21 protein-coding genes are annotated in these 20,040 nt (G+C 63.9%); 9 read left to right on the top strand and 12 right to left on the bottom strand.

Annotated features, from left to right (window positions below; genetic code table 11):
- Positions 1–8: 8 nt before the first annotated feature.
- Positions 9–440, bottom strand: a complete 432-nt coding sequence (locus VIQ49_RS15745) for a Zn-ribbon domain-containing OB-fold protein (protein ID WP_331886237.1) — start codon at positions 438–440, stop codon at positions 9–11.
- A 277-nt stretch (positions 441–717) separates the two neighbouring features.
- Between VIQ49_RS15745 and VIQ49_RS15740 the strand changes: the two genes are divergently transcribed.
- Positions 718–855 carry a hypothetical protein gene (locus VIQ49_RS15740; RefSeq protein WP_331886235.1) on the top strand — a complete coding sequence of 46 codons (138 nt, stop codon included), beginning with the start codon at positions 718–720 and terminating at the stop codon, positions 853–855.
- Positions 856–1,001: 146 nt separating this feature from the next.
- Here VIQ49_RS15740 and VIQ49_RS15735 read toward each other — a convergent pair whose 3' ends face one another.
- The gene (locus tag VIQ49_RS15735; RefSeq protein WP_331886233.1) at positions 1,002–3,002 is read right to left on the bottom strand and encodes an SDR family oxidoreductase; all 2,001 of its coding nucleotides are present in this window, start codon (positions 3,000–3,002) and stop codon (positions 1,002–1,004) included.
- A gap of 177 nt (positions 3,003–3,179) precedes the next feature.
- Between VIQ49_RS15735 and VIQ49_RS15730 the strand changes: the two genes are divergently transcribed.
- From VIQ49_RS15730 to VIQ49_RS15720, 3 genes are all read left to right on the top strand, one after another.
- Entirely contained in the window at positions 3,180–4,061 is an 882-nt protein-coding gene (locus tag VIQ49_RS15730; protein ID WP_331886263.1) for a DUF1295 domain-containing protein, read from the top strand.
- Positions 4,058–5,173 (top strand): FAD-dependent oxidoreductase, encoded by a 1,116-nt coding sequence (locus VIQ49_RS15725; RefSeq protein WP_331886231.1) that lies wholly within the window; start codon positions 4,058–4,060, stop codon positions 5,171–5,173. The genes VIQ49_RS15730 and VIQ49_RS15725 overlap by 4 nt, the downstream gene beginning before the upstream one ends.
- Positions 5,174–5,661: 488 nt before the next feature.
- A complete protein-coding gene (locus VIQ49_RS15720) occupies positions 5,662–6,324 on the top strand; it encodes a nitroreductase family protein (RefSeq protein ID WP_331886229.1) in 663 nt (220 codons plus the stop codon).
- A 10-nt stretch (positions 6,325–6,334) separates the two neighbouring features.
- On the opposite strand, the gene VIQ49_RS15715 is transcribed toward VIQ49_RS15720, so the two are convergent.
- Complete coding sequence (locus tag VIQ49_RS15715) at positions 6,335–7,315, bottom strand: oxygenase MpaB family protein (RefSeq protein WP_331886228.1); 981 nt, start codon at positions 7,313–7,315, stop codon at positions 6,335–6,337.
- Between the two features lie 243 nt (positions 7,316–7,558).
- Here VIQ49_RS15715 and VIQ49_RS15710 point away from each other — a divergent pair, with 243 nt between their 5' ends.
- On the top strand, positions 7,559–7,987 hold the full coding sequence (locus VIQ49_RS15710; protein ID WP_331886226.1) for a TetR/AcrR family transcriptional regulator: 429 nt from the start codon (positions 7,559–7,561) through the stop codon (positions 7,985–7,987).
- A gap of 65 nt (positions 7,988–8,052) precedes the next feature.
- On the opposite strand, the gene VIQ49_RS15705 is transcribed toward VIQ49_RS15710, so the two are convergent.
- From VIQ49_RS15705 to VIQ49_RS15690, 4 genes are all read right to left on the bottom strand, one after another.
- Entirely contained in the window at positions 8,053–9,252 is a 1,200-nt protein-coding gene (locus VIQ49_RS15705) for a metallophosphoesterase (protein WP_331886224.1), read from the bottom strand.
- Between the two features lie 149 nt (positions 9,253–9,401).
- On the bottom strand, positions 9,402–10,673 hold the full coding sequence (locus VIQ49_RS15700) for an amidohydrolase family protein (protein ID WP_331886222.1): 1,272 nt from the start codon (positions 10,671–10,673) through the stop codon (positions 9,402–9,404).
- Between the two features lie 145 nt (positions 10,674–10,818).
- The gene (locus VIQ49_RS15695; RefSeq protein WP_331886220.1) at positions 10,819–11,637 is read right to left on the bottom strand and encodes a mycofactocin-coupled SDR family oxidoreductase; all 819 of its coding nucleotides are present in this window, start codon (positions 11,635–11,637) and stop codon (positions 10,819–10,821) included.
- Between the two features lie 95 nt (positions 11,638–11,732).
- Positions 11,733–12,413, bottom strand: a complete 681-nt coding sequence (locus VIQ49_RS15690; RefSeq protein ID WP_331886218.1) for a helix-turn-helix domain-containing protein — start codon at positions 12,411–12,413, stop codon at positions 11,733–11,735.
- Positions 12,414–12,560: 147 nt separating this feature from the next.
- Between VIQ49_RS15690 and VIQ49_RS15685 the strand changes: the two genes are divergently transcribed.
- Together VIQ49_RS15685 and VIQ49_RS15680 are read left to right on the top strand one after the other, a co-directional pair.
- Entirely contained in the window at positions 12,561–13,784 is a 1,224-nt protein-coding gene (locus VIQ49_RS15685; RefSeq protein WP_331886216.1) for an oxygenase MpaB family protein, read from the top strand.
- A 95-nt stretch (positions 13,785–13,879) separates the two neighbouring features.
- Positions 13,880–14,317 (top strand): VOC family protein, encoded by a 438-nt coding sequence (locus VIQ49_RS15680; RefSeq protein ID WP_331886214.1) that lies wholly within the window; start codon positions 13,880–13,882, stop codon positions 14,315–14,317.
- A 13-nt stretch (positions 14,318–14,330) separates the two neighbouring features.
- Here the strand turns inward: VIQ49_RS15680 and VIQ49_RS15675 are convergent, their stop codons facing one another.
- The 4 genes from VIQ49_RS15675 to VIQ49_RS15660 all read right to left on the bottom strand — a co-directional run bounded on the left by VIQ49_RS15675 (position 14,331) and on the right by VIQ49_RS15660 (position 18,171).
- Positions 14,331–15,017 (bottom strand): (2Fe-2S)-binding protein, encoded by a 687-nt coding sequence (locus VIQ49_RS15675; RefSeq protein WP_331886212.1) that lies wholly within the window; start codon positions 15,015–15,017, stop codon positions 14,331–14,333.
- Between the two features lie 98 nt (positions 15,018–15,115).
- Positions 15,116–17,302 carry a catalase/peroxidase HPI gene (katG, locus tag VIQ49_RS15670; protein WP_331886210.1) on the bottom strand — a complete coding sequence of 729 codons (2,187 nt, stop codon included), beginning with the start codon at positions 17,300–17,302 and terminating at the stop codon, positions 15,116–15,118.
- Between the two features lie 56 nt (positions 17,303–17,358).
- On the bottom strand, positions 17,359–17,784 hold the full coding sequence (locus tag VIQ49_RS15665; RefSeq protein ID WP_331886208.1) for a Fur family transcriptional regulator: 426 nt from the start codon (positions 17,782–17,784) through the stop codon (positions 17,359–17,361).
- Between the two features lie 108 nt (positions 17,785–17,892).
- On the bottom strand, positions 17,893–18,171 hold the full coding sequence (locus tag VIQ49_RS15660) for a hypothetical protein (RefSeq protein WP_331886206.1): 279 nt from the start codon (positions 18,169–18,171) through the stop codon (positions 17,893–17,895).
- Positions 18,172–18,338: 167 nt separating this feature from the next.
- Here VIQ49_RS15660 and VIQ49_RS15655 point away from each other — a divergent pair, with 167 nt between their 5' ends.
- Positions 18,339–18,773 (top strand): ArsI/CadI family heavy metal resistance metalloenzyme, encoded by a 435-nt coding sequence (locus VIQ49_RS15655; protein ID WP_331886204.1) that lies wholly within the window; start codon positions 18,339–18,341, stop codon positions 18,771–18,773.
- Positions 18,774–18,782: 9 nt separating this feature from the next.
- Here the strand turns inward: VIQ49_RS15655 and VIQ49_RS15650 are convergent, their stop codons facing one another.
- Positions 18,783–19,496 carry a haloacid dehalogenase type II gene (locus tag VIQ49_RS15650; protein WP_331886202.1) on the bottom strand — a complete coding sequence of 238 codons (714 nt, stop codon included), beginning with the start codon at positions 19,494–19,496 and terminating at the stop codon, positions 18,783–18,785.
- Positions 19,497–19,606: 110 nt separating this feature from the next.
- Here VIQ49_RS15650 and VIQ49_RS15645 point away from each other — a divergent pair, with 110 nt between their 5' ends.
- A complete protein-coding gene (locus tag VIQ49_RS15645) occupies positions 19,607–19,993 on the top strand; it encodes a hypothetical protein (protein WP_331886200.1) in 387 nt (128 codons plus the stop codon).
- Positions 19,994–20,040: the final 47 nt, after the last annotated feature.

The following is a 20,040-nucleotide window of genomic DNA, read 5'->3' as shown; positions in this document are numbered from 1 at the left end:
CTCCTCGCTCAGCTGTTCTCTGCCACCGGCGTAAACGCCCAGGTGATGATCTCGGTGCCGTCTTCTTCGGTGTAGAACGGGATGAAGGTCAGTTCGACGTCCTTGATGGTCGCGAGCTTTTCCGGATCGGCTTCGGTGAGGCGTGCCTCGACGCGGACGTCGTCGCCGAGCTGGATCAGGCCGACACCAAAGGTTTCGAACGTCGCCGCGGTCTCACCGCCGGCGTAGGGAAGCTTCGGTACAAAACCCTGGGTGGTGAAGGCGATGAGCGTGCCGCGGCGGGGGAGTAGGAGTTCCGACATATCCGGACCACTGCATCGTGGGCAGCGGTCTTGCCGTGGCCACGTCGTCGCGCTGCAGGCATCGCACCTGCTACCGATGAGCTGCGCGTTCTCCGCGGGCCAGGTGGAAACGTCGGGCGCGAGCGCCTTCGTCGTCATGAGCCATCCTCCAAGGTCTGGTGCCACACTCGAGCCCAGAACGGCTCGCGGCACATCATTCACAATAACCGGAAATGCCATTCTCGTCTACGGAAGGCACGTAACCGCAGGCGGGGTGTAGTGAGGTGTCGGGCCTGGTGGGAGTTCCGTGAAGGGCGTCGGGCCCAAGCGGAGAATCCGAGAGTGGCATTCGAGTTTTGGGAACTTCCGCGTTTCGGCACCTGCGGTTTGTGTACGGTCCGGAAGTAACTTGTTCCCGCCAGGGTAGGAAGTTCTTTTGTCTCGAGCTCCGGCGTCGATCGAGCGCCAGCTCGCCGGGGTCGAGGCGGCGCGCGGACCGGAGGCGAGAGCGCTCGCCGGACCGCTCCTCCGGGTGGACGCGAGCTACTTGCAGGCGGGGCTGACCCAGATGTAGGCCGACTATGGATCGGTGCAGAACTACCTGGTCTCCGGACTGGGGCTCAGTCCGCAGACCATCGCCGCGCTCGTCGGCTGATAGGGAACGGCCGTGTGTGCCGGGGTGGCCTTCATCGGCCTCCCCGGCGCCGGGACGGGCACGACCTACCAGTGGACCCCGCCGAGCAGGCGGGCCAACAAGAGCTGCTCGGATTCGCTGCGGCCGGATTCACCCCGGGCGGCAGCCGAATCGGGAAAGACCTGATAAGCCAGATTCAGGATCCGGAACGCCAGCTTCGGCGTGACGGTGTGTGCGACTGCCCCGAGGTTTCCGATCTTGGTGTTGATCTCGTGAGGCCTCTCGACGAGAGCGGCGACGACCTTGTCCGCCGCCTGACCGGGACTGATCGTTGGGAACCTGTCGTAGAGCTTGGTCGGCGCGATCATCGGCGTCCGGACCAGCGGCATGTGGATGCCGGTGAACGAGATCCCGTCACCGAAGAGTTCTGACGAGACCACGTTGGACCAGGAATCGAGTGCGGCCTTGGACGCGACGTAGGCGCTGAATCGCGGCGGGTTGGTCTGGACTCCGATGGATGAGACGTTGACGATGTGTCCACGGCTCTGTTCACGCATCTTCGGAAGCAACCCGATCACCAGCCTGATCGCCCCGAAGTAGTTGAGTTGCATGGTTCTTTCGAAGTCGTGGAAGCGGTCCTCCGACAACTTCAGGGACCGGCGGATCGAGCGGCCGGCGTTGTTGACCACAAAATCGATGCGCTCGAAATCCAGACTCAACTGTTTGGTGAGAGCGTCGATCGCGTCCATGTCCGAGAGGTCGCAGGCGTAGGCATGCGCCGATCCGCCCTGGCTTTCGATGAGATCTTTGGTGGCTTCGAGCTTCTCCAGTCCGCGTGCGACGAGGATCGGAGTGGCCCCTGCCTTGGCGATCTTCACGGCGGTGACCAGCCCGATACCCGATGACGCTCCGGTGATCACCACCGTCCTGCCTGCCAACGCATCGACGGTGCGCCGATCCGAAGCGATCGAATTGTCGAGGAACTGCTCCCAATACGTCCACAGCGTTGCCGCGTAAGAGTCGAGGTCGGGCACGGTGATCCCGGACCCGGTCAGTGCGCGCACGGTGCGGCCCGACGTGTACACGGCAGGAAAAGAGACGTGCGCCAACACCTCTGGCGGGATGCCGAGGCGTCCGACGGTCTCGCGCAGCGCCAAGTGGATGACCCCGGATCGCAGTGCGGTACCCAGCAACTCGGCCGGCTGCAATGCGCGGGGCAGGAGATTGGTGGGGATGCGGTCGGTGACCGATCGGCCGACCGGCAGGCTGACCTGCGGTGCCCTGGCCGCGGCGGCAAAGCAGTTGACCATCCGCACGGTGTTCTGCGGTTCGGGATTGACGAGGTGGAAGGCCTGCCCGTCCAGGTCGGGGAGATGGGCGAGGTGGTCCATCGCCCGGGCCACGTAGTCGACGGGTACGAGGTTGGTATCACCGAGGTCGATACCGACCAGGGGGACGGCGGATGCCAGCAGCGCACGCATCCGCTTGATCAAGGGAAAGAAGTAGTACGGTCCGTCGATCTTGTCCATCTCGCCGGTCTCGGAGTGCCCGACGACAATCGCCGGCCGGTAGACGCGCCACGGAAGCGTGGACTCTTCGCGGACGATCTTCTCGGACTCGAACTTGGTGCGGTGGTACGGGGACGGCAGGCCCTGACCCTCGTCGAACATCGTCTCGTCGAAGATGCCGCGGTGGTCACCCGACGCGGCCACCGACGAAACATGCTGGAAGCAGGAGGCTTCGAGTGCGCCGGCCAGGGACAGTGCGGCCCTCGTGCCACCGACGTTGAGCTTTTCGTTGCTCTCTGCTGATGCGGTCATGTCATAGATCGCGGCGAGGTGGAAGAAATGATCGATCGTGCCCCGGTGCTCATCGATCCAGGTCTGCTCGACACCGAGTCGATCCTCTTGCAGGTCTCCGACCACCGGGACCACGCGGTCGGTATTCCAAAGTCGAATCTGTCTGTCGAGTTTGGACCGTGACCCGCTGCGTACCAGGACAAAGATCGTCCCGACACGGTTGTCGAGAAGTTGCCCAACAAGATGCCGGCCGATGAACCCGGTTGCGCCGGTGACGAAATAGGTCACGTGACCAGCGTAGGTGCTCGAACGACACACGTCCCCGGGTTTCGCATACGCGAATCCGGCGATGCGGTCGTTCGAACCGGGCAGTCGACCGCGACAACCTTGTCGAGCGAAATCCAGCGGGTCCAGCGGGTTCAGATCACCGTCGAGATCGCACCGACCGTGGCAGTATCGGGAATCGTGACCAGGAGCGCGTCGTTTGGCCGGGTTGGTATCGCCTATGTGATCGCGCTGATTGTCGCGGGAAGCTGGCTGGGGTGGGGTCCCAGGACCGATCTGCTGTGGCTCGACACCCTGATAGCCGACCTGCTGGGAACCCTGGTTGTCTTCGGATTCAGCCGACGGTACCGGAACTCCAGTTGCTACGACGCCTACTGGAGTGTGGTTCCGCCGGTGATGTTGTTCTACTGGTGGTTTGCCGGTGGGCTCGGGGTCGATCAGATTCACTGCTGGCTGGTGTCGATCGCCGTGGTGGTGTGGTCGGTGCGTCTGACCGTGAACTGGGCCCGGTCGTTTCAGGGCCTCCACGATGAAGACTGGCGGTACGGGATGCTCCGGGATCGCGCCGGCGGGTTCGGGTTTGTCGCCGACCTCGTCGGGATCCACCTCATCCCGACCGCGCAGGTGTTCCTCGGGATGGTCCCCGTGTACGTGGCCGTCACCACCCCCGGCGACAATATGCTGTGGCTGAGCGGGATTGCGTGCGTGCTCGCGCTGTCCGCGGTACTCCTCGAGTACCTCGCCGACGGCCAGATGCGCCGTTTCGTCGGTGATCGACGGCCCGGCCAGATCATGGATCAAGGTTTGTGGAGTTGGTCGCGGCATCCGAATTACTTCGGAGAGTTCAGCTTCTGGTTTGCGCTTGCGCTGTTCGGTGTCGCGGCTTCGCCCGCCGATGCATGGTGGTTGTTCGTCGGTGCTGCCGCGATGCTCGCCATGTTCCAGGGCGCCTCCATCCCGATGATGGAGGAGCGGAGCCTGCAGCGTCGGCCCGGCTACCAGGATGTGATCGATCGGGTGCCCCGATTCGTTCCGCGGCTCCCACGCCCGGTGACCGTGTGACCCGCAGCCGAGTTGTGATCGCGGGACTCGGTGACAGTGGTGTGCTCACCGCCATCCACCTGGCCCGGCACTGTGAGGTGGTGGGGATCTCGGTCAAACCCGGTCTGGTCAGCGGCCAGGAACTGGGATTGCGGATAAGTCGCCCGGAAGTCTGGGCACGCGACTACCGCGTCGACTTCGAACGATTCCGCGGACTCGACCGGGTGCGGACCATCCATGGAATGCTCACCGGCGCCGATATCGCTGGCCGCCGTCTCACCATCTCTTCACCGGACGGTTCGACGGCCGTCGAGGACTACGACGCCCTGGTGATCTCGACCGGCGTCACCAACGGATTCTGGCGTCGCCCGACCGTGCAGACCGGTGCCGACATCGATGACGACCTGCGACAGGCACATGACATCGTCGAGCGGGCGGGCTCGGTCATCGTTGTCGGTGGCGGTGCGGCCGCGGTCAGTAGCGCAGCGAATATCGCTGCCACGTGGCCGCACACCCGCGTCGACCTCTACTACCCCGGTGAGCACGCGCTGCCTCACCATCACCCCCGCACTTGGCAGCGTGTCGAGACCCGGCTCGACGAACTCGGTGTCGGTCGGCATCGCGGGCATCGCGCGTTGGTACCCAACGGCTTTGAGTGCGACCGGATCACGCAGGGGCCGGTCCGGTGGGCAACGGGCCAGTCGCCGTCCGAAGCGGACGCCGTGGTGTGGGCGATCGGCCGGACCCATCCGAATACCGGATGGTTGCCCGCCGACATCCTCGATGATCGGGGATTCGTACAGGTCGACAGCACTCTGAGCGTTCCGGGGTGTCCCGGGGTGTTCGCTGTCGGCGACGTGGCAGCCTCAGACCGGCTCCGCTCGTCGGCGCGCAACAGGGCTGATCGTCTGGTCGCGCACAACGTCCGGGCCCACCTCGCAGGACGTCGACTCAGTTCTTACCGGCCAAAGGACCATCGATGGGGCTCGGTGCTCGGGCCCCAGTCCGACGGTCTCGAGGTCTTTGCACCCACCGGCCACGCGTTTCGATTCCCGGCGTGGTCCATCGAGCGGGTTCTGCAGCCCTGGATCGTCCGCCGGGGGATCTACCACGGCGTCCGCGATCAGGGCTGACCAACAAACAAGCCGACCCCGCAACATCGGGTGAGATGTGCGGGGTCGGAAGACTGATGTGCGAGCAGCGACGTCGGTGCCCGGTCAGAGGTCGATCAGGGCAGTCCGGCGATGAAGAATCGAAGGATATCCATCGCCCAGGCATTCGTGTTCAAGAATGTGTCGATGGCGGCGTCGAATGGTGTGTACAACGGAAAACCAGCTCCTCCCGAAATATGACCGCAGCCCTCGGTTGTTCGAAGGCTGCGGAGCGAGTTGTCGTTCCAGACACTACGCGACCGCGGTCACCCGTATCGAGCAGGTTTGGTTGATCGGGTTTTCGATGGTTGGGGCCGCATGTCGGTTGCAACATCCCACGAAGCGTCGGCGGGGGTGACCTCAGAAAACCCGACGTGAGACAGTGGCTGAGGTCAACAACCGAATTGTCAGCCGGTACGCGTCGCCGGGCGTGTCTACGCGATCCGGAACGGGATGTCAGGGGAGTTTGCATGGGTGAGACGACGATGGATGTCTGGGAAGCGATGTCGACCGCTCGCACGATCAGGAGATTCACCGACGAGCCGGTCGACGACGCCACTCTGGCCCGTTGCCTCCAAGCAGCGTCGTGGGCACCGTCGGGTGCGAACGCACAGGCCTGGCGGTTCGTGGTGTTGCGTTCGCCGGAGCAGCGGGTTGTCGTCGGCAAGGCGGCCAAACACGCGCTCGATGTGATCGAGCCTGTCTATGGGATGTCGCGCCCGGCCGATGATGACAACAGCCGTCGGGCCCGCAACAACCGGGCGACCTACGAACTGCATGACCGGGCCGGTGAATACACGTCGGTTCTCTTTGTGCAGCAGAACTTCACCACCGCCTCCGAGCTCCTGCTCGGTGGCTCGATCTTCCCGGCCATGCAGAACTTCCTGCTTGCCGCGAGGTCTCAGGGCCTGGGCGCCTGCTTGACCGGTTGGGCCTCATACGAGGGCGAACCGTTGTTCCGTGAGGCTGTCGGGGTACCCGCGGACTGGATCATCGCCGGTCACGTGGTCGTCGGCTGGCCCCGCGGACATCACGGACCGGTCCGTCGAAAGCCGTTGCGCGACATCGTGTCTCTGAACCACTGGGACGACGATCCGGGGCCGCTGGCAGATGGCCCGTATTCGGTGAGCTGACGGGGCGGCGTCAGTCGACGGATCCGCCGGCGGTGGGTGGTGCGGCGTCCACCAGGTCGTGGGTCACCCGGTAGTTCGTGCGCATTCGGCTCATCTGGTCGGGACCCGGTATGAGGTTTGCGAGCTCGGGGACCAGATAGTCGTAGGTGAGTGCGCGGACGAAGTCACGGTCGTCGTCGCCGGGGCCCGGTGAGGTCAGCCGGTACAGCCCCTCGATACGCACGTGATCGGCTTCGCCACAGGGATTGAGTTCTGGCTCGACTCCTATGACGTGGCCGACGTATCGCCACAGGTGATAGATGTCGTCGAGTTCGTGGTCGGTGAGGCGGACACCGACCTTGTGCATGGCCTCGAGTGCGATGTGACCGAACTCCGCCAGCGTAAAAGCCATGTAGGGCTGGGGAATCGGGACGCCCCAGGACGCGTCGACCCAGACGCCCTGCATCAGGAGCCCGCGCCGGACGTGTGCGTGGATCACTCGTACCCGGACGGTGTAGGCGAATCCGTCGCCTCCGCGGCGCATGCCACTGGGCGTGAGCACCGCGCGCAGCCATTCACCGACCTCGACGGACCGAATCGCAGGCATGGACGTATATCTCCCGGTGAGTGCGAGAGGTTTGCCCGCGATGGTGTTGCCGGCGCCGCGGACCAGAGACGCCGCTCCCAGGACGATGCCCAGCGCCGCGGTGTGTCGGACCAAGACGTCGGCTGCGTGATCCAGGCGGGTGTGGTCCACCCACTCGGGTTCGTCGTCGAGGAACGCGAACAGCTCCCGCAGTGATGTCGGTGCATCGGTGACCGACTCGACATCCCCCACGAGGGCCGCACGCACCGCGGCGGTGCCCGAAGTACCGGTGAAGGTATCGGCGGCAACGGCGTCGGCCAACGGATCGGCAGACCACATCGCATCGAGCCAGATTCGGCCGGCATCGCCGTACCGCGCGATCGCCTCGTCGGTGTCGACGAGCTCCGTGGGTGGCTGTTTGACCATGGAATCAGTGAAACACGAGGATTGCTCACTTGCTGTTCACTTTATGGGTACCCACCGGGGAGTGCGTCGGAGACGCCGAGGCGCGCGACGCCGAGTCAGCAACGCAGTGTCGAAATGCGCGCCCGACTACTCGACGCCACTGTCGAGCTGCTAGCTCGATCGGCACCGCGCCGACCGACAACCCAAGAGCTGGCGCAATTTTCACACCTGAGGATCGGTACGGTCTATCGGTATTTCGACATTATGGATGCGATCGTCGAGACGCTCCTGGACGCTGCGATTCGTGATATCACCACCGATCTGGCCACCGGTGTCGGGCGGGCGATGGACAAGGACCCAATGGCCGCGATGGTCACCGTGGTGGAGACCCTCACTTCTTCGTTTGAGAATCATGCAACGGTGTTGCGAGCGTCCTTCGAGACGCACGAGTCAGAATTCGGGAACCTCCAGTTGCAGGTGGAGGGTCCGCTGGTGCTGTTGGCCCGCATCATCCCGACGCGGTTGCGGCCCGACCTCGACGAGGCGGCGCTCGACGACCTCGCGTTCCTCACGATGGGCGCCACGGCCAATCTCTGTTGGCGGATAGCCGTGATGCGCTCGCCAGAGGCCGACCGCGATCGGCTGATCGCCACGGCGGCACGCATGTTGCTCGCCGCGTTCGATCGCGACTGATCAGATTGTGCTCGGGGGGTTGAGATCAGGCCGGTTGTGCTCGGGCGGGGCGTATTTCGAGGCGCTCACCGGCCGCGCAGTTCGAGGATGGTGATCTCCGGAGGTGCGCCGACCCGGACCGGCGGCCCCCATGCGCCGGCCCCCCGCGTTGTGTAGAGAGCTGTGTTGCCGATCTTGTCCAGGCCCGAGACCGACGGCTGTTGAAGGTCGACGAGATACATGAACGGCCACATCTGGCCGCCGTGGGTATGACCGGAGATCTGCATGTCGACTCCGAGATCGGACGCCTCGAATGCCTGCCGCGGCTCGTGCGCCAGGAGCAACGCAAACGTCGCGGGGTCGCGACCGTTCAGGGCTGCGGGCAGGTCGGGTTCGTAGGGTGCCGGAGATGTGTAGTCGTGGATGCCGACGATGTCGATGCTCTGTGCTCCCCGGTCGATCGACACCCGCTCATTGCGTAAGGTCCGGATGCCCAAGCGATCCCACGCATCGAGCCACCTGCCGCCGTCGTCGGCGTAGAACTCGTGGTTGCCGCTGACACCGAACACGCCCAGCGGCGCCGACAACGCGGCCAACGGTTCGAGGTCGGATGCGACTTTTGCGACAGTGCCGTCGATGAGGTCTCCGGCTATGAGGATCAGGTCCGGCCGCTGTTCGTTCACCTGATCCACCACCCGCCTGGTGAATCCGATGCCGCGAGCCGGGCCGATGTGCAGATCGGACACCAGTGCCACCCGCAGGCCGTCGAACTCGGCGGGCAACCTCGGTAGGGTCACCTGGACGTCGACGACTCTCGGTTGTGCCGCGACGACGACCCCATACGCGGTGGTGACCAGCGCACCGACGACAACGGCGGCCGTGGCCACCCGAACGACCACCAGGCGGGTGCGTCCGGTTGTGGGCCCGGTTGTGGGTCCGGCACCGGCATCGTCCGAATCGCTGGGCGCAGTGGTTGATCGGCGTCTGCGCGCCGCGCTGACGAGCCGAGCGATCGCCGATGCGATGGCGATCAGGAGCAGACCGAGAAGCAGGTAGAAACCGACACCCAGCCAGACCCAGCCGACATATCCGGGAGGCCGCGCCCAGGTGGTGGCGAACTGATCGCCGCTGGCGATGCCGATGACCGCGAGCGCCCACAACACCACCAGGCAGCTGTCGACGATTGCCGACCACGGCCGCGGCAGTCGAGTCGCCCGGACCAGACGCCGGTGGAACCAATAGGTCAACAGTGCGGTGACAACCGCAAAGACCAGCAGTCTGGTCATCGGTGTTGCTCGGGAGGGTGTCGGTGTGTTGTGTGCTCGTTCATCTCCCGATCAGGCTAACGGTGCGCCGGACACTCGCCATAAACGTGTGGTCCACCGGATCAGATCCGGTGGACCACAACGTGTGTGTTTGCCTACGAAGAGTGTGTCTACGAGGAATGCTCGAGCTCGTAGCGACGGCGGTACTCCTGCTTGGAGGTCTCGGTGGTGTCGACATCCTTGGCGCGCGCACGCAATGCGCCCACGGTCGCCTGCTCACGCGGAATGTGCTTGAACGGGTCCCAGTTGAAGAACCGTGCGACGTTACCGAAAGTGATCTTGTCGATCTCCTCATCCGTGCAGTTCGCCGCGTCGAGTTCTGCTTTCAGCCACTCGGGGGAGTTGGGCCATGTGGAGTCGGAGTGTGGATAATCGCATTCCCAGGCGATGGTGTCGATGCCGAGCCGGTCCCTGTTGCTCAGGCCGCTCGGTTCGGTGATGTAGCACGCCAGGAAATTCTTGCGCCACACGTCAGTTGCGGTCATTCCCTTGGGCAGGAAGCTCGAGCCCAACCATTCGGACTGGTTGTCGATGTGGCGTTCGACGCGGTCCAGCCACGGCGCCACCCAGCCCACCCCGCCCTCGCTCATCGCGAAGCGGAGATCTGGGAACTTCTTGAAAACGCCGCTGAGCAGCACGTCGTTCGCCGCGATGGTCGAGATGAGCGGTGTCAGCACCATCATGTCGTCGAGATTGAAGCCCTCAGGGCGCTTGACGAGGCTGAATCCACCACCGATATGCAGGCTCAGGACGATTCCGTGTTCCACACACGCCGCGAACATAGGATCCCAGTATCCGGACTTGAAATCCGGGTAACCCGAGCCGTAGGGGGTCTCCGGGATGCTGATGGAACGGCACCCCATTGCCGCGAGCCGATGGATCTCTTTGACGGACTCGTCGGGGTCGAAGAACGGGATGATGCCCAGCGGCATGAAGCGTCCGGGGTGGGTGTCGGGGACCTCGCCGACGACCCAGTCGTTGAATGCCTGACAGGCCGCAAGTGAGAGCTTCTTGTCCGGCAAGGCGGCCAGGTGGGTACCTGCGAACCCGGGGAAGGTGGCGAACAGGGTTGCCGCGAGGGTGCCGTTGGCGTCCATGTCGCGCACGCGCAGGTCCATGTCGTAGACGCCGGGCCGCATCTCCTCGTAGCCGGTGGGGTCCATGCCCCACTCCTTCTTCGGCCAGGAGACAACGGCGTTGAGGCCGGAGCTACCGACCACCGTGTCCTGGAACAGCCACGCTTGCACGTTCGGATTGCGCGGATTGGCCGTCAGTTTCGGTGCCTGATCCATGAGGCTCTTGGGGAAGTGCTTTTCAAAGATGTCGGCAGGTTCGACCACGTGATCGTCGATGCTGACCATCACCATGTCGTCAATGTTCATCGGAGTCCTCTCGTACTGGGCAGCAGTGCCCCGGGGGCAGGCTATGAGAACGATACTCTCATTCGCAGAGAACATGGATCTTTTTGGCACGATCGGACCTGGGTCGGCGTGCCGATCGATCCCGGCGACTCTTCTGCGGTAGGTATTACTGTAAACCATTCGAGAGGGTGATGGATTCGCCGGACTGGCACCGTCCGACGTCGGACACCAGGTAGAGAACGGCGTTGGCCACGTCGTCGGGCTCGAGGAGTCCAGGGCGCGGGCGGCCCTGTGAGAACACGGATTCAACGTCATCTCGGGTGGGTTCGTCGAGGTCGGGTCGGATCATCCGGTATGTCGACGGATTGTGGATCATCGGCGTGTTCACGCCGGAGGGGAGTACCGCATTCACCGTGATGCCGTATTCGGCGACCTCGTAGGCCACCGACTTCACCAGTGCCACAACCCCCGCTTTGGCGGCGGCGTAGTGGCCGGAATTGGTGGCGCCGGTGCCGGCGACTATCGACGACGTGGCAACGATCCGGCCCGCTTTGCGATCGATCAGGTGGGGAAGGGTCGCCCGGAATGTGTTGAACACGCCGGTGAGATTGACGTCGAGCATGGTCTGCCAGCACAGTGTCGACATCGTCGCGATCGGCCCACTGGTCGCGATCCCGGCGTTGGCCACCACGATGTCGATGGGACCGATCGTGGCGATCGCCCGGTCGACGAGGTCTTGCAGCGCCATCAGATCGCGGACGTCCGCCGTAGCGGAAAGGCAGCGGCGGTCGAGTGCTTCGACCATCCGTACGGTGTCGGCGAGATCGTCGGCGGTGGCGGCCGGATATTCGACGCCCTCGACCGGTGCGGCGACATCGCACATCACGATGTCCGCACCCTCGCGGGCAAGGGTCACCGCATGCGCTCGTCCCTGCCCGCGGGCGGCTCCGGTGACCAGTGCGATCCTGCCTTCGAGTGCGCCCATGTAGATATGCCTTCCGCCGCCGGCTGTCGTAACCCGGGTGGTTCCCGATTCGACGGTGTAGACCGTTTCGGGCGGCGGAACTCATCGCGCGGTTGTCACCGCGGTGTGGCAGGTGGATCGAGCATAGGTACCAGGAATTGCCAGGCGAGTGCGGACAATTCCTCGTCGCTCTCGAGGTCGACCACGTGGCTGGGGATGGCCAGGAACGAGGCGGAAACCCGCACCATCATCTCGGCGACGAGATCGGTGTCGAGGTCTCCCGAGACGTTGCCCGCGCGCTGTTCCTGGCGTAGTTGCGCGGCCACGAACTGGCGGACGGTGGCGAGCATCAGGCCGTCGTCGCCGATCATCGATCCGGCGACGAGATTGGGTTCGGCGGACATGAGGCCACCGATCATCGGATTGCCATGGATCGCCCGCAATGAACTGACGAATCCCAGCACCACGCGGTCGGCCGCTGACTCGGCCTGCTGGATGTCGACGAGAAACCGGTCGAAGTATCGACGGAACTCCCGGAGCATCACCTGCTCGACCAGTTCGTCCTTGGTGGCGAATCGCCGGTAGACGGTGATCCGGGACAGGCCGGCCCTGCGGGCGACGTCTTCCATCGAGGATCGCTGAATCCCAATGCGGCAGAACTGCTCATACGCCGCATCCAGCAGGCGCGTTCGGGTTCGATCGCCGTTGTCTGCCTGCTCGACTGCCTGATGGAAGGCGCGTTCGATCAAGGACTCGGGCTCGGGTGATCGGGGGCTGTCGGTCGGCGCAGATGCCACAAGCCCTCCTTGTCGGGTTTTGCTGCTGTTCGCACGATCATAATCCCGCCCGCCAGTCTTGTGATGCGCGACACACTCTGCTAACAATGATACAGAGAAACGGTTGGTGTTTCACTGCAACAGGCACCGGGATGGGGACAATAGAAAATGGACAAACTGAACAGGCGCAGCGTATTGAAGGCGGGTGGGGTTGTCGGGGCCGCCGGAGCAGTTGCGTTGGTCACGCCCGCGACGCCGTGGACGTGGTCGCCGGCAGGTTCGGTGCCCGGCGCCGGAGGCGGTGCCGATCCGCGCGGGGTATGGGATGTGGAGGCCGATCCCGTTGTCGCGGGACTCTTCGAACGCGGGGAGGTGCCCAAGGTCAATGAGTTGCTGCGTCACTGGACGAAAAACGGTCAGCCACTGCCGGCGGGCTTGCCCACCGAGTTGCGGGACTTCATGGAACAGGCGCGGCAGCTACCCGATTGGACGGATCAGCAAAAGCTTGCTGACGCAGTCAGATTCAATCAGAAGCGTGGTACGTATCTGGGAGTGATCTACGGCTTCGCGAGCGGGATGATGAGCACGGTCATCCCCAGGGAAGCCCGCGCGGTCTATTACTCCAAGGGCGGTGCGGACATGAAGGACCGCATCACCAAGACCGCCAAACTCGGCTACGACATCGGATCCCTCAACGCCTATCAGCCCGACGGCGAGATGGTGGTCACGTGCGTGAAGACCCGCCTGGCGCATGCGGCGGTGCGGCACCTGCTTCCACAGTCCGCACATTGGGTGAACTCGGCTTCGGAGGAGATCCCGATCAGCCAGGCCGACATCATGGTCACCTGGCACAGCTTGCCGACCACCGTGATGCGCAATTTCAAGAGATGGAACGTGCCCATCGCGCCTGACGAATCCGAGGGCTTCCTGCATTCGTGGCAGTTGAGCGCACACCTACTCGGGGTGAAAGACGAGTACATCCCGGCTACGTGGGCGACTGCCGAATCTCAGGCACAGCAGGTGCTCGACCCCATTCTCGCGCCCACCCCGGAGGGCATCAAGCTTGCCGACATGCTTCTCGACCTGGGCATGAACCTGGATCTGACGTTGCTGAGCAGGCCAATTCTGGGCGCGTTGACGCGATTCATGCTCGGCGACAAGATCGGTGACTGGCTCCGGTTGCCCACTGAACCGGTGTGGACGCCGCTGCTGGAAACCGCGTGGGGGCCTTTTGTGACGGTGCGTGAGGGTCTCCTGGACCTGGGTACGCCGAAGGAGGCGTACTGGCTGATCGACGAGTTCCTTCGGCAGTTTGTGCTCTTCTACATGTCTGAACTGAGAATGCCGATCAACATCACCATCCCGGTGGGCAACAATCCGAATCACAACTGATCGGATTCGCCCTGGCATTCAGGACCGTTTCTGACCTCGTGGTGTGCAAGTGTGGAGTTCCGACCACGTTGCACACCACGTTAGGGGCGATTGTCATGGCTCGCGAGTTTCAGGTCACTTTCGACTGCGGAGATCCGGGTGGTTTGGCGAACTTCTGGGCTGATGTGCTGGTTTGCGAAATCCAGGCTCCGCCACCGGGATTCGATACTTGGGAGGCGGCGCTGGAAGCGATGAACATTCCGCCCGAACGTCGCAACGACGCATCGGCGGTTGTCAGCGCCGATGGGAGTGGACCCCGGTTATTCTTCCAGCGTGTCCCGGAGGGCAAGGCGGCGAAGAACCGCGTTCATCTCGACGTTCGGGCTGCGCCAGGTTTGACCGGCGAAGAACGTATGACGGCGCTCGAAAAGGAATCGGTTCGGCTGGTTGCACTCGGGGCCACGCGTATCAAGCGGTTCGAACCCGATCCGCCACTCGGTGGCGGGCACATCGTCATGACTGATCCCGAGGGCAACGAGTTCTGTCTCGATTGAAACCGGGTCGAGGTCACGACTCCTGGGTGACAGGGCCTGCTGATGGGGCACTGGGAAAGGGACAGTCGCCGCACACGCCACCGCCCGGTGTCCGGTAATAGAGGCAGCAACTACGCCGCAGTCCGGTGTTCGGATCCAGTGTCTGCTGCAGTCGAGGATCACCGAGCAGTGCGACGACCCACCCCGCCGTGGTGTCTTTGGTGACGCCCGCCGCGCCCAGAAGTGCGGATGTGGTGTTCCCCCAGAGTAATCCGGGTGCAACGATGTCTTTCCATGCCTCGATGCACGGTTCGAGTTGATCGTCGAGGACTTCGACCCCCGGCGATCGCCCCATCCGCGGCACTTCGAGGTGGAGGTGCAGTGAGCCGTTGACACTGCGCCACAAGAGTTCCTCCGGTGCGATGCTCACGCATCGCCCGTCGGCCTGTCGGGTGCCGGCCGCGACCGACCACAACCGCGCCGCGAAGCCGAAGAACAGAGTGGAGGCGGCGACCCGGACCTCGTCGACCCCGAGCTGCCTGGCGACCTCTGCTACAACACGGTCTCGGATAGCAGGCTGCCGGAGGGTCGCGGTGGGCTGCCAATCACCGCCGGCCACGGGCCCGGTTCCGAGTGTGAAGTACATCCCGGAAGCAGACATCCGGGCGAACATCATCGCGACGTCGGGTGAGGTCTCGCCGGACGCGCTGGTGTCGTGCATCATGTCGCTCCGTCGATGTCGTCAGGGCCGGATGAATCCAACGGACACGACTGCACCCCACCTGCCAGATGGCAAGTGGGGTGCAGTCGCTGGAGATGTCAGCTCAGGTCGAAGCGGTCGTTGTTCATGACCTTTGCCCAGGCGGCGGCGAAGTCGTTTGCGAACTTGGCTGCCGCATCCTGCTGTGCGTAGACCTCGGAGATCGCCCGCAGCTGAGAATGCGAACCGAACACCAGATCTGCAGATGTGGCCGTCCACTTGGCGTCGCCCGATGCGCGGTCGGTGCCGTCGAAGACGTTCTCCTGCGTCTCGGATGTCTTCCACACGGTGTTGATGTCGAGGAGGTTGACGAAGAAGTCGTTTGTCAACACACCCGGACGATCGGTGAACACACCGTGCTTGCTGCCACCGTGGTTCGTGTCGAGCACCCGCAGGCCACCGAGGAGCACGGTCGCTTCCGGAGCGGTCAGGTCGAGCATGTACGCCCGCTCCAGGAGCAGGGACTCCAGCGGAGTCTTCTCGCCCGCGTGCGAGTAGTTCCGGAAACCGTCGGCTTGCGGTTCGAGGACTGCAAACGAGTCGACGTCGGTGCTCTCCTGCGTCGCATCGGTACGACCTGGCGCGAAGGGCACGGTCACGGATTGGCCGGCCGCCTCCGCGGCCTTCTCGACCGCTGCCGAGCCGGCGAGCACGATCAGGTCGGCCAGCGAGATCTTCTTGCCGCCTGATGCCGAGGCGTTGAAGTCTTGCTGGATCTTCTCCAGAACCGGAAGGACCTTGGCCAGGTTCTCGGGTTCGTTGATCTCCCAACTCTTCTGGGGCTCGAGGCGGATACGTGCACCGTTGGCACCGCCGCGCTTGTCGGTGCCGCGGAAGCTACCTGCCGACGACCAGGCGACGTTGATCAGCTGCGAGACGGAGAGTCCGGAATCGAGGACCTTGGCCTTCAGTGACGCGACGTCCGCATCGTCGACCAGTGCGTGGTCGACTGCCGGCACCGGGTCCTGCCACAGCTGCGGCTCGGGGATCCAGGGGCCGAGGTAGCGGGTGATGGGCCCGAGATCGCGGTGGAGCAGCTTGTACCAGGCCTTGGCGAAGGCCTCCGCCAACTCCTGGGGGTGATCCAGCCACCGCCGGGTGATCGCCCCGTAGACGGGGTCTTCGCGTAGGGACACATCGGTGACCAGCATCGTCGGAGCACGTCCGGGACCGCCGAACGGATCCGGGATGGTGCCGGCCCCGGCTCCGTCCTTCGCGGTGAACTGCCAGGCGCCGGCGGGGCTCTGGGTCAGTTCCCACTCGTAGCCGTAGAGGTTCTGCAGGAAGCCGTTGCCCCACTGGGTGGGGGTGGCTGTCCACACGACCTCGAGGCCGCTGGTGACGGTGTCCTCGGCCTTGCCCTTGCCGTAGCCGCTCTTCCAGCCCAAACCCTGCTGCTCGATGGGAGCGGCCTCGGGTTCCGGCCCGACCAGGCTGGCGTCGCCGGCGCCGTGGGTCTTGCCGAAGCTGTGGCCGCCGATGATCAGCGCGGCGGTCTCCTCGTCGTTCATCGCCATGCGCGCGAACGTCTCACGGATGTCGTGCGCTGCGGCGATCGGATCCGGCTTGCCCTCTGGCCCTTCGGGATTCACATAGATGAGGCCCATGGTGGTGGCGCCCAAAGGCTTCTGGAGATCACGCTCTCCCGAGTAGCGCTTGTCGGTGCCCTTCCACTCGCCTTCCTCGCCGAAGTAGACCTCTTCGGGCTCCCAGATGTCCGGGCGTCCGAAACCGAAGCCGAATGTCTTGAACCCCATGGACTCGAGTGCTGCGTTACCCGCGTACACAAGGAGATCGGCCCACGAGATCTTGTTGCCGTATTTCTGTTTGACCGGCCAGAGCAGGCGACGGGCCTTGTCGAGGTTGGCGTTGTCGGGCCAGCTGTTCAGTGGTGCGAAGCGCTGGGCGCCTTGCCCGCCACCGCCGCGGCCGTCGTAGATGCGGTAGGTGCCGGCCGCGTGCCAGCTCAACCGGATGAACAGGCCGCCGTAGTGACCGTAATCGGCGGGCCAGAAGTCTTGCGACGTTGTCATCACCGAGATGACGTCGGCTTTGAGTGCGTCGACGTCGAGCTTCGCGAACTCGGCTGCGTAGTCGAAGTCCTCACCAAGTGGGTTGGACTTCGACGTGTGGGCGTGCAGCACGGAGAGGTCGATCTGCTCGGGCCACCAGTCTTTGTTCGTCAGTGGTGCCGTCCCCTTGGGCGTAGGGGAGTCGATGACCGGATTCTCGCTTTCAGAAGCCACGTTATTCCTTTCGGACGGTAGTGAATTGGGCTGCGATCACTGGGTGCGATCGGGTATCAGGCGGGCTCGGTGCACTTGGGACATCGACCCCAGTAGATGACCTCGGCCTCGTCGAGAACGAAGCCGTGGTCGTCGGAGGCGGTGAGACAGGGGCGTTCGCCGGTTGCACAGTCTGCGTCGGCGATGACACCGCAGATGCGGCAGACAACGTGATGGTGGTTGTCGCCCACGCGGCTTTCGTAGCGGGCGACGTGGCCGGCGGGCTGGATCCGGCGAACCAGTTGCGCGGTCGTCAGCGCGTTCAGTACGTCGTAGACGGCCTGACGCGACACAGTGGGCAGAGATGTACGCACGACATCAAAGATCGTCTCGGTGTCGGCGTGCGGATTGTCGTGGACAGCGTCCATGACCGCTATTCGCGGCCGGGTGACCCGAAGGTCTGAGCCGCGGAGCCGATCCGCGTTGTCCGGTGTGGGAGCCACGACTCCACGTTAGGCAAGTTCGCGGCTATCGGTGTGGTGTTTTCTGGAATCAGTAAAAATTAACGGTGAACACTGGTGGTCGAGCGTCGACAAACCGCTTGCGTCCGCTCACTTGACGATGGTCATCCGCGGCCACGGCGGTTGCTTGAACACCGCGGCCGTCCCGAGCGTCGCGGCGATGAGTCCGGTGAGTACTCCGATCAACGCGATTCGACCTCCGTCGATCGCCGGAGTCCAGACGGTCTCGCCGTTGGTCACGGTGTACAGGCCGATCGGGGTCGAGCCGCCTCGTATTGTTCGGCGCGACACCGGAATCACGGTCGTTTGATCGTCGATCCTGACCGGTTCCCCGTACTGGAGTCGCGGCGCGGTCTGTATCTGATTCATGCTGCTCCATGGTCGTCGATGGGTGTGCCGTCCACCTTGCCCGTGGAACGGGGCGGACGCCAGATCGCAGAGGCATCTTCCGGGTCGATTCCCATTGATATATGTCGAAAAGGTGGCACTCTGGGTGGCGCAGTACTTCGATGTATGTCACAGAGGTGGAGGAAGTCATGTCTCGTGTTCAGCTGGCTCTCAACGTTGACGATCTGGATGAGGCGGTCGCGTTCTATACGAAGTTGTTCGGTGTCGAGGCGGCGAAATGCAAGCCGGGATATGCCAACTTCGCGGTCGCCGAACCACCGCTCAAACTCGTCCTGATCGAGAATCCAGGCGGCGGTGGATCCCTGAATCATCTGGGTGTGGAGGTGGATTCGAGTGAGAAGGTACATTCTGAGATCGCCCGGCTGAGCGACGAAGGTCTGTTCACCGCTGAGGAGATCGGGACCACCTGTTGCTTCGCGACACAGGACAAGGTGTGGGTGTCCGGGCCGGCGAATGAGAGGTGGGAGATCTACACGGTCCTCGCCGATTCGGAGACATTCGGGACCTCATCGACGGTCCTGGCCGAGGACGGCGTTCAAGGCGGGACCTGCTGCGCGGGTTGACCCGGTTCATCAGGCCTTGCGCGCAGCGTGCGCGAACGTGTCCATCGACGGGTACTCCGCCGAGTAGCCGTAGTCGTCGGCTGGTTCAGGCGTGGCACCCCAACCCGGGCGGTTGTGGCGACGGTTGATCCATACCGAGTCCAGACCGTGGCGTTTGGCGGGAACGTGATCGTGGAACAGGCTCTGCGCGACATGGAGCAGGCGCTCGCGTCGGATGCCCATGTCATCGAGCGCGGCGTCGAGGGCGTCGAAGTGGTTGCTCGCGGGCTTGTACGCTCCGACGTCCTCCGCGGTGATGATTCTGTCGAACTCGACTTCGAGTCGGATGTTGCTGCCCGCGAATCCTTCTCGGTGAACGTTGGACAGGATGATGAGTTTGTAGTCCTCGGCCAGCGATCGTAGAGCCGCAGCTGAATCCGGGAAGGCGGGCCAGGACGGAACCGAATTGCCGAGCCGCGCAGCCCATTGTTCGGACACCGGCGCTCCGAGCTGGTGCCCGGTGCGACGAAATGCCTCGGCCAGAACGGTGGAGTACAAGTCGGCCGGCGCTTCGCGTTCGGCATCGGCCTCATTGTCGGCGTATGCGGTGAGGAGTTGCTCGTTCGACAGGGCGAGTCCGACTTCCGCAGCCCAGGGCGTGAGCACGGAAGCGATGCCTGCTTCCCAGTCGATGAGCGTGCCGTAACAGTCAAAACTCAGCGCGTCGTACTTCGTGAAGTCCACGAGTCAGCTCCCGTTCAGGATGGTCCGTCGTCCACAGAGCATAGTTATTCGCCCCGATGCAACGGCAGTGCGTGCACACTGGAGGTCTACGTCCACAAGGAGTGAGATCTATGAGTGCCAACGGACCTTTCGGTTTCGATCCCGAAGACATCGATCGCATCGCGCGCGAAGCCGGAGACGGGCTCCGCGATTTGTTCGGCCAGGTGGCCAAGGGCATGTCGAAAACAGGTGCTGACCAGCAATTCATGTCGTTCTTCAGTAACGCCGGGGCGCGTCCGGCCCCGTCGGCACCCACACGCGAGACCGCCGGCGATGCCGGTGAGGGTGTGTGGGCGATCTACACGGTCGACGAAGACGGATCTGCGCGCATCGACCAGGTGTACTCGTCGGAACTCGATGCGCTGCGGGCGCACAAGGACAACCTGGACTCCAGCCGGAAGGTGCGTTTCTTGCCGTACGGCGTCTCGGTCGGGGTCCTCGACGACAGCGGTGCCTAGATCGACCCCAGCGGTTGACGCCGTTCTCCCGGCAGCCAGGTGGGCCG

It is taken from the genome of Williamsia sp. (assembly GCF_036566845.1).
Classification (GTDB): domain Bacteria; phylum Actinomycetota; class Actinomycetes; order Mycobacteriales; family Mycobacteriaceae; genus Williamsia.
Note: the sequence above shows the minus strand (reverse complement) of the source record. Positions and strands in the feature narration are given on the sequence as shown.